The sequence below is a fragment of the Pseudosporangium ferrugineum genome, from assembly GCF_003002065.1.
GTDB classification, from domain to species: Bacteria; Actinomycetota; Actinomycetes; order Mycobacteriales; family Micromonosporaceae; genus Actinoplanes; species Actinoplanes ferrugineus_A.
Map to the genome: position 1 here is coordinate 22,069 of NZ_PVZG01000038.1, position 12,861 is coordinate 34,929.

Consider the following 12,861-nt stretch of genomic DNA (forward strand, 5'->3'; position numbering starts at 1 on the left):
GGATCTCTGCCGCACGCACCCGGTCGGATGTCTGACACGACTATCGCCCCGGTCAACCCCGGCACCGCGCACCACCTGTGCGTTTCCCGGAAATCCGGCGGCGGGACTTAGCGGGCCGGAGAGGTGTGCGACATCTCACCCGGTTACTTTGGGCTCATACGGGCAGTCTGGACCGCGGAGTCCGCACAGCTGGGAGGACAGCATCATGAGCCTGGAGCGCCCCGAAGCACCGGATCCGTACGACATCCTGCCGCCGGTCCCCTCCTTCACGGTGACCAGCACGGACCTGGCCGACGGCCAGCCGCTCGACGAGCTGTACGCGCACACCAGCGTCGGCGGCAAGAACCTGTCCCCGCAGCTCGCCTGGTCCGGCTACCCCGCCGAGACCCGCGGCTTCGTGGTGACCTGCTTCGACCCGGACGCCCCGACCGGCAGCGGCTTCTGGCACTGGGTGGTCGTCAACCTGCCGGTCTCGGTCACCGAGCTTCCGCGCGGCGTCGACCCGCTGCCGGAGGGCGCCTTCAGCATCCGGAGCGACTACGGCGAGGCCGGCTACGGCGGCGCCGCCCCGCCGCCGGGTGACCGCCCGCACCGGTACGTCTTCGCCGTGCACGCGCTCGACGTGGACCGGCTGGAGGTCGGCGCCGACGCGACGCCCGCGTACGTCGGCTTCAACCTGGCGTTCCACACCCTGGCCCGGGCCACGATCCGCCCGACCTACCAGGTCAAGGGCTGAGGCGTACGCGCACGAAAAAGCCCGCCGGGCCGGTGGCCTGGCGGGCTTGTCGTTGCGTGGATCAGCCGGGAACCTTCGCGACGACGAAGACCGACTGGCCGAACGGCGGCTTGACGATCTTCTCGGCGGCCTTGGTGACCGGCAGCACGACGCTGTCGTAGATCTTCACCATCGGCCCCTCCTTGGGGGCCAGCTTGAAGATGCTCGTCGCGGTGTAGTAGCCGATCAGGCCGAGCGCGTTCGCGTAGTGCAGCTTCTCGATGGTCAGGCCCGCCTCGGTCATCGCGGCCCGCATCGTCTTCTTGGTGTAGCGGCGGATGTGCCCGGTCGCGATGTCGACCTGGCTCATCGCGAACATGAACGCCGGCACGATCAGGATGATCCGGCCGCCCGGGCGGACCAGCTCCGCCATGCTGCGCAGGGCGCCGACGTGGTCCTCGATGTGCTCGAGCACGTTGTAGGAGACGGCCGCGCTGAACTCGCCCGAGGCGTCGGCCGCGGGGAGCAGCATCTGCCGCACGTCGATGCTCGGGTGGTCGGCGAGCCGCTCCTTGAGCTGCACCAGCCGGTCCGGGTCGGCCTCGGTGGCGGTGAAGCGCGGAACGTGCTCCGACCAGGCCAGGGCGTAGTCGCCGAGGCCGCTGCCGATCTCGATCGGGTTCTCCCCCAGGTAGGGGAGAGCGAGCTCGACGAACCACTGACGGTGGTTCACGGCCGTGGCGAGGCCTTCGAGCACTTCGGACTGGATCCGCTGGTCTCCAGTGATGTCTGCCATAAGTAAGGTTCCCTCGTCTTGCCGATCCGAGCTGACAGCGGGACCGGAAGAGTTAAGCATCCGCTGCGCTCAACCGAAAGTTGAGCGGGGGGTGACCGCTCTATTTTTGCCTGATTGAGACATTGCCCCCGGGGTACCCCCGATCCTTACCCATCATGCACCACCGGCGTGAGGAGACGGTAAAACGGGCGTACATATCGGGTCGATCACGCCTCGCCCGCCCGTCACAACACTGTTACCAACCTCCGTTAGGCTCGCCGATGCTATGACGATTACGGGTATTGACTCGACAGGCCAGTCACGTGGCGGGAACGTTCTGCCACCGGACGGTGAGGCCGCCGCCGAAGACCTGGACGCGGAGCTGCTGGCCCTCGAATCCGAGGTTGCCGCCGCGCCGGTCTCTGTCATACCCGCAGATGGCACGGGGGATGGGAGCGCGCCCGCGCAGGCCCGGCGGCCTCGCTGGTGGCGTTCTCTCACCAGGCGAGACGTGCTCGCGATTACCACCTTCATTGCGGTAGCGCTCTTCATCACATCGCCGTTGTGGCTCAATCTTGATCATGAGTTGCGCGACGATCAACAGGATCAAGCATTCTTTGAGTGGATGCTGGCGCACGGTGCACGTGTGATCACGGATGGCGTTTATCCGTTCTTCTCCGATCGCATGAATTACCCCGATGGGGTGAACATGATGGCCAACACCTCGGTGATGGCCGTTTCCCTGCCGATGACGCCCGTCACTGTGCTGTTCGGTCCGCATGTGGCGTTCAACGCGTTTCTCACTCTCGCGTTGGCGTTCACCGGCATCTCGTGGTATCTGGTGCTGTCCCGCCAGTTCGTGAGCTCGCGGCTGGCCGCCTGGGTCGGCGCGCTCTTCGCCACCTTCGCGCCGAGCATGAACTCGCACGCCAACGGCCACCCCAACATCGTCTCCCAGTTCCTCGTGCCGCTGATCATCTGGCGGACCCTCGAGCTGCGGAAGCCGGGCCGCGCGGTCCGCAACGGGCTGATCCTCGCCGGCCTGGTCGTCTGGCAGGCGTTCATCAACCTCGAGATCCTCTTCATGACCGCCGTGGGCGTCGGCATCTTCTCCGTGGTCATGGCCGTGGTCCGGCGCAAGCGGGCCGGCGCCCGCGCCGAGGTGCTGACCTTCCTGCGCGCCCTCGGCGTCACGGCGGTGGTGACGCTGAGCCTCCTGGCGTACCCGCTCAGCGTGCAGTTCTTCGGGCCGCAGAGCTATCACGGCCTGCCCGAGTTCGTCCGTCACTTCGGTGCCGATCTCGGATCCTTCACCGCGTACGCGGAACGCTCCGTGGCCGGGAACAAGGTGAGCGCGGGCCGCCTCGCCCAGAATTCCTCCGAGCAGAACGCGTTCTTCGGCTGGGGCCTGGTGATCCTCTTCCTGGGCCTGGTGGTGTGGATGCGCCGCAGCGCCGCCGTTCTCACGCTGGCCGGCCTGGCGCTGCTGTTCGGCGCCATGTCGCTCGGCCCGCGCATCCGGCTCAACGGGGTCGACACCGGCGTGCCGGGCCCCTGGTCGCTGCTGCACAGCGTGCCGGTGCTCAACTCGGCCGTGCCGACGCGGTGGGCCATGGCGATCGCCCCGGTGGTCGCCATCGTGCTGGCGATCGGCTGCCAGAAGGCCTCCGACCTGATGAAGGCGCAGCCGTCGGCGCGCGGCCCGGTGCGGGTCGCGATGATCACCGCGGTGGCGATGGCGCTGGTCCCGCTCGCGCCCACCCCGCTGCAGACGACGCACATGGACCCGGTGCCCGAGTTCGTCACGTCAGGCGCCTGGCGGCAGTACGTCGACGAGAACCACACGCTGGTCTCCCTGCCCCCGGCGGACGCGACCTTCCCCGACCCGCTGCGGTGGAGCGCCTTCACCGGGCAGGAGATGCGGATCGCCAGCGCGTACGCCCTGCTGCCCAACCGCAACCCGCTCGACCCGAGCGACCGTACGGCGCTGTTCGCGCCGCCGTGGCGGCCGACGAGCGGGCTGATGAGCTCGATCAAGCAGGGCAACCCGACCCCGGAGATCACCGAGACCCGGCGCGAGATGACGCTGGCCGACCTGCGCTACTGGAAGGCGGGGGTCGTGGTGCTGACCCCGCAGGAGCGCGACATCGAGCTGCTCCGGGTGATGACCGCGCTGCTGGGCTACCAGCCGACCTGGACCGGCGGCGCCTGGGTGTGGGACGTCCGGAAGCTGGTCGACGACCCGAAGGCGACGCTGAGCTAGGTTCAGTGCTGCTGGATGCAGCAGCCCATGCACACCTTGGGCTTCGGCAGCGTGAAGGCCAGGCAGCAGGTCTTGCGCTGCACGTCCAGCTTGCCGGCGCGGTCGGGCACCAGCTCGATCAGGTCCTCGACCCCGAGGGTGCCCAGCAGGACGCCGATGTTCTCCGCCGAGGAGCCGGGCAGGACGTCCGCCGAGCGCAGCACGCCGTACGCGACGCCGGAGGCCAGCGAGCCCAGCAGCGTGCGCTTGCCGAGGCGTACCTTGCCGTGGATGGCGTCGAGCAGGGGCTCGAGGTGCTCGTCGAGCAGGGACCGGCGCAGTTCCTCCAGCAGGGCCGCCTCGCTCGGCACCACCCGCACGCCCGGCAGGCCGCTCAGGGCCAGCGGGTCCGAGGGGAGCACCGCCACGGTGACGTCCGGGTGCAGGCCCAGGGTCACCAGCGGCCGCGGATCGTCGAAGTGGATCAGCACGTCGGCGCCGGTCAGCAGCGGCACGCGCCGCGCGGAGGCCCACCCCAGCACCGCCGGAAGAGCCAGCCAATACGTGTACGCCTTCCACGCCAGCGCCGCCGCCGCGTGCGGCTGAGCCTGCCAGCGCCGCTTCGAGGACTCGAGCAGCACGTCCAGCGCATCGCCGGTGAGCTCGGACGACGGCCTCCAGCCGGACGTGTCGCGTACCAGAAGGTCGGGAGCCAGACCCGGCAGCTCGGTGGAGGTGCCGAACATGGCGCGCAGGGTCGCGGTGACCGGGGCGAGCGGCTGCTCGGCGAAGGCCGGGCGGCCGGCGACGGCCCGGTCGAGGGCGGTGGTCACGGGCGGCCGCCGGCCGGGAGGGAGCAGAGACTCCGCTGGATCACCGCTGTCACCTCGCCTGTCGCCCGTGGGGGTGCGGCCCTTCAGGAGGACCCACCGTACCTTGCAAAGGCTAACCTAACCATCCCGTGTAAAGCCGCGGTAATGCGGCCCCGGACAGGTGTTCTTCGGACGAATACCCCCGGCAAGGGTGACCTAACAGATCGTTGCGGCGTTGCCGGATTCGTCAAGGTATCTGTCGGCAACGCGCTACAAGCCCCATGCGGACGCCCGAGGACGTGGACACTGAAACTCCTGTCGCAAAGGGGACATCCGTGATGACCACCTCGCCTGTCGAGAGGGCCGCCGACCTGTTCGTGGCGGCGCTCGCGCAGTGGCGGGTCGAGCGCGGCATGACGAAAAAGCAGCTTGCCGCCCGGATGGGCTTCGATCCGTCCTACGTCAGCCACGTCGAGGGACGCCGGCACAAGCCCACCGAGGACTTCGCCCGGCGCGCGGAGGCGGTCCTGGCCGCGGGCGGCCAGATCTGGCAGCGCTTCCAGGAGTACGACGAACTGCGGCACGCCCGCGGCGCCACGCTGCACCGGGACCCGCCGGTGCCGGCCCAGTGGATGCCGCCCGGGACCGGGCTCATCGTCGAGCAGGAGGTCGCCGAGCTCACGTACACCCAGGGGGCGTACCGGTGCCGGATCCGGCGGGCGCTCTACAACGCCGGCGTCGAACCGGTGACCCGGTACCTGGTCAAGATCTCGGTGGACCGCTACCCGCACGACCCGGCCGGCTCCAACCAGCACCACCGGTCGCACCCGCTCAGCTTCGATGAGATGGACCTGCACGCGGTCGCCGGCGAGGGCGAGGCCGCGGAGCCGATGCACTGGCGGCTCAAGCTCGACCGCGACGCGGCCAAGGAGGTCTGGCTGCTCTTCGCCAACGACCACGGCCAGTTCCCCCTCTACCCGGGCGAGCGGACGACGATCGAATACGCCTACACGGTCGGCGAGGAGAAGTGGGGGCACTGGTTCCAGCGGGCCGTGCGCCTGCCCACCCGCAACCTCACCGTACGGCTCGACTTCCCGGTCGAGTTCGAACCGCAGGTGTGGGGTGTGGAGACGTCCCTTGCCGCTGAGGTACCCGTCCGTACGCCGCTCGAACGTCACAACGACGACCGGCGCGCGGTGTTCGAGTGGTCCACCGACGCGCCCCTGCTCAACGCCCGGTACCGCCTCGAGTGGCGGTTCCGCGGCCAGACCGCCCCGCACACCGGCGACGAGGGTGTCCCCCGCCAGCGGACGGCGTCCTCCGTGCCGCAGGCCGAGCAGGCGCCGGCCATCGCCTCCAACGGGTACGAACTGCGCGCCAGCCAGCGGATGCGCGGCATCGGCATCGTGCAGCGCGGCGCCGACCTGCTCCGCCAGCGGGTGCGGCACTTCCAGCTGCCCCGCGAGGAGGCGCAGGCCCGGCAGGCGGTCGCCGCCCTCCGCGCCCAGCTGAACCGGCTCGAGACCGTGCACGACTTCAACAAGGGCGTCGGGCTGGCCGCGTCCCAGATCGGCCTGGCGGTTGCCGCCGCCGTCGTACGCCCACCGGAACGCGGCGCCGAACCCGTCATCCTGCTGAACCCGCGCGTGGTCGACGAATCCCGGGAGACCGACGAACAGTACGAGGGATGCCTGTCCTTCTTCGACTACCGGGGACTGGTCGTCCGGCCGCTGCGCGTCGACGTGGAACACGCCCGGTACGACGGCACCCGCGTCATCACCTCCTTCGAGCAGGCCATGGCCCGCCTGGTCAGCCACGAGATCGACCACCTCGAGGGCCGGCTGTACGTGGACCGGATGGCCCCGGAGGCCGCCCTCGTGCCGGTCGAGGAGTACGGCCAGACCGGCCGGCCGTGGAGCTACTGAGCCCTACATCTCGGAGAAGCTGTCGTACTTGACGCGGATCGACGGGACCTGAAGCTCGGCCAGGGTCTTCAGGGTCGCCTTGACCATCGCGCCGGAGCCCGACACGAAGAAGTCGTGCTCGTTCCAGGGGCCGTACCGGGCGACGACGTCGGAGATGTCGCCCTGCTCCCCCGGGAACGTCGGGTCCTCGCTGCACGCCGTGACCACCGACAGCCACGGGTAGCGCGCGGCGAGGCGGTTCAGCTCGGCCAGGTCGTACAGGTCGTCCCTGGTGCGGGCCCCGAAGAAGACGTGCACCCAGCGCGTCCGGTTGTAGCGGGTCAGCTCCTCCAGCAGCGACTTGATCGGCGCGAGGCCGGTGCCGCCCGCCACGAACACCGCGTCGCGGGTCGAGCGGCGGTCCAGGTTCATCGACCCCATCGGGGCGGCCAGCCGGATCATGTCGCCGACCTGCAGCCGGCGTACCAGGGCGCTGGAGACCCAGCCGGCGCCGACCGCGCGTACGTGGAACTCCAGGGTGTTGTCGCGCCGGGGCGCGTTCGCCGGTGAGTACGTGCGCCAGAGCCTCGGCTGGAACCGCGGGCACTCCAGGCTCAGGTACTGGCCCGCGCGGAACTCCAGCGGCTGCATCGGCAGCACGGTGAACACGGCGATGTCGTTGGCGCGGCGCTCGTGCGCGACCACTTCGGCGTACCAGTACGGCGGGTTCGTGTCCGCATCGGCGCCGGCCAGCATCTTCGAGGCGATGACCGCGTACGCGTCCGCCCAGGCCTGGTCGTATTCGACCCCCCACTGCTCCCCGGCGAACTGCCGCATCGCCTCGATCAAAGCGCCCCCGACCACCTCGTAGTGCTCCGGTTCCACGTGGAACTTGCGGTGGTCACGCCCGAGGGCCCGGAGATAGTCGTCGAACTTCTCCGGATCCTCCAGCGTCTGCACCGCGGTGACGATGGCGCCGAGCAGCCGGGCCCGCTGCACGTCCATGTGAACCGGAAAGAGATCCCGCAGGTCCGGGTATGACAGGAAGATGCGCGCGTAGAAGTAGCCGGCGACCTTGTCCTGGTGCTCCTCGACGAGGCTCCAGCTCTCCTTGAGCAAACGTGCGAGGTCTCCCATGCCCCTAGCGTGAGCAGGGGAAAAGGTTACGCATCGCACCGAAGGTGCGACTTAGACCGCACAATTGCCGACAGTCGGCGCGTCGCTTGCCCGGAAGGTCCGGGTGTGCGTGGGGATGGGCTGCCCGATCGGGGTACGCCGCGAAGCCACTCTTCGCGGTCCCCGAGGTCAGCGTGTGGCGGTCCGGTAGTAGAGAGTCGCCCGCGCGCCCATCGTGTGGGCGGCGGCCCGGCTGGTCAGCACGGCGGCGAGCATGCTCGTCCCGGGGAAGAACCGGTTCACGGTACGCAGCACCGCCCAGCCCCCGGCCTGCGCCGCGACCATCCGGCCCATCCGCCACGCGGCATCGGGCAGGCCGCCACCCTCGTAGCTGTGATCGCGGGCGGACCGCAGCGCCGCCTCGGCGTCGTCCCGCTCCGGATGCACCCGGGTCAGGACCAGCAGATCGACGGCGCGCGCCGGATCCGCCGGGTCCACCCCGTAGGCGGCGGCAACGTGCAGCGCCAGCTCCGCGTGGGTCAGGGCGGCGGCACCGAGCAGGGCGATCGGAGCGTACGAGCCGGCCACCGCGGCGAAGACACTGTTCACACTGCCGAACCGGGTGAACTGCTGCACCGCCAGCCGCGCGAGGGCGTCGGGCGTGGCGGAGGGGTAGACCTCCCGCGTCCGCTGCGCCCACGCGGCGGCCCGCGGCCCGATGGTCTGCACGGCGGCGACCGCGAGCAGCTCGGGGGAGTGCGCGGGATCGGCGACCAGGCGAGCCCAGGCCTCGAACCGGGCGGCGGCGACGATCGTCTGCTGCGGCTCCACGGCATCGGCACTGCTCCGCTGCACGGCGTGCTCGGTAGGCGCGGCGGGCTGGGCTTGCTCGGTGGGCTCGGTGGGCTCGGTGGGCTTGGCTTGCTCGGCGGGCTGGGGGTCGGTTTTTCCTCGGGGCTGCGCGGTCGCGGCGGGGGTGACGGACTCGGTGTCCGTCGATGTCCGTGGCGGGGGCGGGAGGGTCGGTGACACGGGGTTGACGGCCTCCGGCTGCTCCGGGGCCGTAGCCGGAGGCCGGGCAGCCGGGGCGCTGATGTCGCCCTCGGGCTGTGCGGCCGCGGCCTCCTCCGGGGTGGCGGGCGGGGCGTCCGGGACGGTAGTGGCGTCGGGCTCGGTCACGGCCAGCTCGGCGGCTGCCGCCTTGACCGCCTTCTTCAGCGGCGCGGTCCTCTTCGCGGGCGCGGCCTTCCCGGCAGGTGTGACCTTCTTGGCAGGCGTGGCCTTCTCGGCGGGTGCGGCCTTGCCGGCAGGGGTGATCTTGTCGGCAGGCGCGGCCTTCTTGGCGGGCGCCTTCTTCGCCGGAGTTGCCTTCGTCACGGTCGGGCCGGCGTCGGCGGGGCCTGCCTTCTTCGCCGGGGCCTTCTTGGCAGGGGTGCGCTTCCGGGGCGCCTCGGGGGAGCCGTTCACTTGGGTGGACTGTTCTGCTTCCGGGGGTCGTGTGCCCGTACCCGAAGAGTCCTGAGCCTTGTCCCCAGCCGGCGGCCGGAAGGTGACCGGAGGCGGCGTCCTCGGCGGCCGACGACCCGGCGACGAGGAGGATTCCGGCTGTTCAGACGTGCTGAACGCCGGACGGGGCGCCCGCGGACGACGCGACGGCGGCTGCTTCTCCTCCATGCCGACGCAGCCTAGCCTGGCCGCGACGGTTTCACCCGCCGGAAGCCGGTGGGTCGATCGATTTCCGCCCGCGGCGCGCAGGGGGGAACCTCTTTGCCGCGCCCTCGGGCGGTCCGGTATCCTCGACGATCGGTGGCCTGAAGCCGCCGAGGAGACTTCGCCTAGTCTGGTCTATGGCGCCGCACTGCTAATGCGGTTGGGGGCTTATACCCCCTCCCGGGTTCGAATCCCGGAGTCTCCGCGTGTTGGGCCGGTGTGTATGCTGGCAAAGCACCGAGCGCCCGTAGCTCAATGGATAGAGCATCTGACTACGGATCAGAAGGTTAGGGGTTCGAGTCCCTTCGGGCGCACAAAAGATCAAGGCCGTGACCTGCGGAAACAGGGGTCACGGCCTTTTTGTTTCCCATTTTCGGCCCTGAAAATCCCACCTGTTGGGAGCGTGGTGATCGGATGGTGATCGCGTGTCGTTGAGCTGTTCTGTCCATAGTGGATTCGGCTGTTGAGCTGTGTCTTTGCGAGCGCGACGCAGCGGCTGTCACCGGCTTACCACCGCCGGGTTCCACTACTTTCAGTTACCACGACGAGAGGCGAATGCTGCCGCCGTACTGGGAATTGGTAGCGCTGTGGTTACGGAAGCCCGGGGCAAGCCGGCGGGTACGAGGATTCCTGTCTGGTGCCGCGCCCTGCCGGGCTGACGAGGCTGACGGCGCACAACCAGGGTCGCACCGTCTGGGGCGCCCATCGTAGGAGCGCATCTTGGGCCTGATCGCTCACCGATAGAACCGCTACCTCGATCGTTGCGGCACCGGGTGGCATCCTGTGGGTCGTGAGGCCCAAATGCTCCTTGTACGTGGACGTCGGCTACCTGCTCAGCGCCTCAGCCGTCCGGGTGACGGGGACGTCGCTGCGGAACGGGATTCAGGTCGACTACGAGTCACTGATCGACGCGCTCGTCCAGCAGGCAGAGGCGTTGTCAGAACTTCCGATGCTGCGCGTGCACTGGTACGACTCTGCGCGAGAGGGCGTACCCGACGGCCCGCAGCAGTTCATCGGGGAACTGCCCAACGTCAAGCTGCGGCTCGGCCGATTCGGCGTGGACAGCCAGCAGAAAGGTGTCGACCTGCGCATCGGGCTCGACCTCGTGACGCACGCCCGCAACGGAGTTGCGGACGTCTTCATCCTCATCTCGGGAGACGATGATCTGACCGAGGCCGTCGAGGAGGCCCAGGTCCACGGGGTGCAAGTCATCCTGCTCGCCGTCCCCAACGCGCAGGACCGGCCCCACGGCATCAGCCGGCACCTGATCCGGGCGGCCGACGGCCTCAAGATCATATTTTCGGACGCCATCGACCAGGCCGTGACGAAGGTGAAGTCACTCTCGGCGGTGCCATCAACGGTGACGGTGTCGCAGGGCGGGCCCCTGCGTGTCAAGGCCCCGTCGACGGGCTTCACCGCGCGGGAAGCGCCGGGGCCGTCGTCCGCGCCCGCGTCCCGAGGGGCCTCCCGCATGCCGGCGGTGGGCACAGCGGATCATGCGGAGCCTGTTGACCTTTCCGAACAGATCGGCTCGGTCGTCACCAACGTCCTGACGACGTTCCGTAGCTCCGCCACGCCGGAGGCGCTGGCGGAACTCACCGCCGGGAAACCATCGATTCCCCGCGACATCGACAAAGCCTTACTGACTGACCTGTCGGACCGCCTCGGTGAAGACGATTTGAGTGAAGCCGTCAGGCAACGGCTTCGGGCGCGGTTCTGGGAGCAGTACGACCAGGTCTAGATAGAAGCCCGTGTCTCGGCGGCAGGGGCGTAACTGATTCACCTGCGATGTCTATGCCGGGATCTCGACCACGGCGAACGATTCGTCGAGGTCGTCAACAAGGTGGTGCGGCCGGGCGGTCTGTTCTGGTCCGGTTGAGGCGCAGGAGCCGTGACAGGCGAGATCGTTGGTCCTCGGTCATCGGAGGGGCGGAGGCGGCTAGTTGTTGGATCCATTCCTCGATGGCGGGGTCGGTCAGGATCCGAGCCATCGGCAGGGTGCCTTGCGCGTGGGGGTGTCCCGGTGTCTTCGCGTGCCGGCACGTCTCGCTGGTGTCCGTCATCTCTGCCCTCGCAGCCGTCGGTATGGGTTCTCTTCTGATTCGATCATCGCGAGGTTGCAGAACTTCTGGTTGCGGCTTTGTTCTGCTCGGCGGCAGTCTCCGCGACCGTCCGGGCATCTGGCGGCTGGCCTCGGCGTCGTGGCACGTGACGTTCCTGTCAGACCGAACGCCGGGTAAAGACCGGCCCCGCGGGGTGAGCACCACGTTGGGGCGACGCGAGTCGCACGGGGTGCCTGTCGTCATGGCTCCGATGCGGCCGGGTTCGGTGCGAGTCTCCGACCGGCTGGGTGATCGGCGAAATCCCGTTGTTGCCGGCCATGCTGTCCCCGGACACTCCACGCTATGGGCAACGTAGTGGGAATCTATACCGTCGGTGATGAGGACGTTCGGATGAGCCTCGACCGTAACCAGGTCGAGTGGCTGCGCACGTGTGAGTTACTGACGCGATGGCTTCCGTCCCCGCCTGCCACGGTGATCGATGTCGGCGGCGGCCCGGGCAGGCAAGCCCGGCATCTACTCGACCACGGCTACGATGTCACGTTGTACGACCTGGTCCCGAAGCATGTGGACCAGGCCGCGGCGCGTGGCGTGCCGGCCCTGGTGGGCGATGCCAGGCGGCTGCCGGTCGGGGATGTGACGGCCGATGTCGTGTTGCTGCTGGGGCCGTTGTATCACCTGCCGGATGCTACGGACCGCGCGTCGGCGCTGACGGAAGCGGTGCGGGTGCTACGCCCGGGAGGGGTCGCCGTGGTGGCGGCGTTGTCGCGTTGGGGGCGAGTGTTGGTCCGCGCGGCTGCGGGCCATCTGGGTGACCCGGCCTGGCACGAGCACACCATGGCGACGATGCGCGATGGCCGAGTCGTTGGTGGGGACGCCTGGGACGACGCGGCGTACCTGCATGACGTGCGGGAACTCGAAACGGAACTGCAGGCCGCAGGGCTACGCCAGGTGCAGGTCGTCGGCGTGGAAGGTCCGGTCGGGGCGTGGGCTCGCCGGGATCCCGCGCTCAACGGTGATGCCCTTGAGATCGCGCGGGTCGCGGAGACGGCCATGGCTGAGGCGTCGATTCATCTGCTGGCCTGCGGGACCAAGACCTGAGTGCGCGGGTCGCCAGCATCTGGTGGACTGTCTGCGACGTATCGTGACGGTTCCATTCAGGATGTTTTATCTACATTCTTTCTGGTCCCAGGGTTGACGGGTCGATGGGTGCGGGGTCGACTTCGGCTCGTCGCCGACCGCCGGTGGCCGGACCCGGATTCGGGCGCCTTTCGGGGTGAGGTGACAGCCACCGGCTCATGACCGGGCCCCATGTTCATCCGTCGTCCCGGTGTCTCCCTCTCACCGCGCAGCCGTTCCACTGGTGGCTGTTTTCTCCGTGCAGCGTGCAGGGCCCCGGCAAAGTCGTCAGGTGATTCCGAGCAGGGCGAGCGGGCGGGTGCTGTCGCGGGCGTGATGGCGGGTTCCGGCGGCGATGTTGGTGATCCCGGCGGCGCGTAACGCGCCGATCGCGGCGTTGCGGATGGC

General features: G+C 69.2%; 9 protein-coding genes and 2 tRNA genes. 7 read left to right on the top strand and 4 right to left on the bottom strand.

The window, feature by feature from the left end; all coding sequences use genetic code 11:
• Window positions 1-205 precede the first annotated feature (205 nt).
• Window positions 206-736, top strand: coding sequence for a YbhB/YbcL family Raf kinase inhibitor-like protein (locus CLV70_RS36930; protein WP_106131273.1), 531 nt, complete (start codon window positions 206-208; stop codon window positions 734-736).
• Between the two features lie 61 nt (window positions 737-797).
• Here CLV70_RS36930 and CLV70_RS36935 read toward each other — a convergent pair whose 3' ends face one another.
• Window positions 798-1,511, bottom strand: coding sequence for a class I SAM-dependent methyltransferase (locus CLV70_RS36935; RefSeq protein ID WP_106131274.1), 714 nt, complete (start codon window positions 1,509-1,511; stop codon window positions 798-800).
• Between the two features lie 265 nt (window positions 1,512-1,776).
• Between CLV70_RS36935 and CLV70_RS36940 the strand changes: the two genes are divergently transcribed.
• Window positions 1,777-3,753, top strand: a complete 1,977-nt coding sequence (locus tag CLV70_RS36940) for a DUF6311 domain-containing protein (protein WP_106131275.1) — start codon at window positions 1,777-1,779, stop codon at window positions 3,751-3,753.
• Between the two features lie 2 nt (window positions 3,754-3,755).
• On the opposite strand, the gene CLV70_RS36945 is transcribed toward CLV70_RS36940, so the two are convergent.
• On the bottom strand, window positions 3,756-4,478 hold the full coding sequence (locus CLV70_RS36945; RefSeq protein WP_106131283.1) for an IucA/IucC family C-terminal-domain containing protein: 723 nt from the start codon (window positions 4,476-4,478) through the stop codon (window positions 3,756-3,758).
• Between the two features lie 404 nt (window positions 4,479-4,882).
• Between CLV70_RS36945 and CLV70_RS36950 the strand changes: the two genes are divergently transcribed.
• Window positions 4,883-6,469 (top strand): peptide deformylase, encoded by a 1,587-nt coding sequence (locus tag CLV70_RS36950; RefSeq protein ID WP_106131276.1) that lies wholly within the window; start codon window positions 4,883-4,885, stop codon window positions 6,467-6,469.
• A gap of 3 nt (window positions 6,470-6,472) precedes the next feature.
• On the opposite strand, the gene CLV70_RS36955 is transcribed toward CLV70_RS36950, so the two are convergent.
• Together CLV70_RS36955 and CLV70_RS39425 are read right to left on the bottom strand one after the other, a co-directional pair.
• Window positions 6,473-7,585: a globin domain-containing protein gene (locus CLV70_RS36955; RefSeq protein ID WP_106131277.1), complete on the bottom strand. Its 1,113-nt coding sequence runs from the start codon at window positions 7,583-7,585 to the stop codon at window positions 6,473-6,475.
• A 168-nt stretch (window positions 7,586-7,753) separates the two neighbouring features.
• Window positions 7,754-9,031: a hypothetical protein gene (locus CLV70_RS39425; protein WP_146164310.1), complete on the bottom strand. Its 1,278-nt coding sequence runs from the start codon at window positions 9,029-9,031 to the stop codon at window positions 7,754-7,756.
• Window positions 9,032-9,388: 357 nt separating this feature from the next.
• On the opposite strand from CLV70_RS39425, the gene CLV70_RS36965 reads away from it, so the two are divergent.
• From CLV70_RS36965 to CLV70_RS36980, 4 genes are all read left to right on the top strand, one after another.
• Window positions 9,389-9,479: transfer RNA gene (locus CLV70_RS36965), tRNA-Ser, on the top strand.
• A 36-nt stretch (window positions 9,480-9,515) separates the two neighbouring features.
• Window positions 9,516-9,588: transfer RNA gene (locus CLV70_RS36970), tRNA-Arg, on the top strand.
• Between the two features lie 500 nt (window positions 9,589-10,088).
• The gene (locus CLV70_RS36975) at window positions 10,089-11,015 is read left to right on the top strand and encodes an NYN domain-containing protein (protein WP_211304038.1); all 927 of its coding nucleotides are present in this window, start codon (window positions 10,089-10,091) and stop codon (window positions 11,013-11,015) included.
• Between the two features lie 664 nt (window positions 11,016-11,679).
• Entirely contained in the window at window positions 11,680-12,435 is a 756-nt protein-coding gene (locus CLV70_RS36980) for a class I SAM-dependent methyltransferase (RefSeq protein ID WP_106131279.1), read from the top strand.
• The last annotated feature ends 426 nt before the right edge of the window (window positions 12,436-12,861 follow it).

Bases quoted from the DNA above. Each gene is read 5' to 3' on its own strand.
- CLV70_RS36930 (WP_106131273.1), top strand. From the start codon at position 206: ATGAGCCTGGAGCGCCCCGAAGCACCGGATCCGTACGACATCCTGCCG.
- CLV70_RS36935 (WP_106131274.1), bottom strand. From the start codon at position 1,511: ATGGCAGACATCACTGGAGACCAGCGGATCCAGTCCGAAGTGCTCGAA.
- CLV70_RS36940 (WP_106131275.1), top strand. From the start codon at position 1,777: ATGACGATTACGGGTATTGACTCGACAGGCCAGTCACGTGGCGGGAAC.
- CLV70_RS36945 (WP_106131283.1), bottom strand. From the start codon at position 4,478: ATGTTCGGCACCTCCACCGAGCTGCCGGGTCTGGCTCCCGACCTTCTG.
- CLV70_RS36950 (WP_106131276.1), top strand. From the start codon at position 4,883: ATGACCACCTCGCCTGTCGAGAGGGCCGCCGACCTGTTCGTGGCGGCG.
- CLV70_RS36955 (WP_106131277.1), bottom strand. From the start codon at position 7,585: ATGGGAGACCTCGCACGTTTGCTCAAGGAGAGCTGGAGCCTCGTCGAG.
- CLV70_RS36980 (WP_106131279.1), top strand. From the start codon at position 11,680: ATGGGCAACGTAGTGGGAATCTATACCGTCGGTGATGAGGACGTTCGG.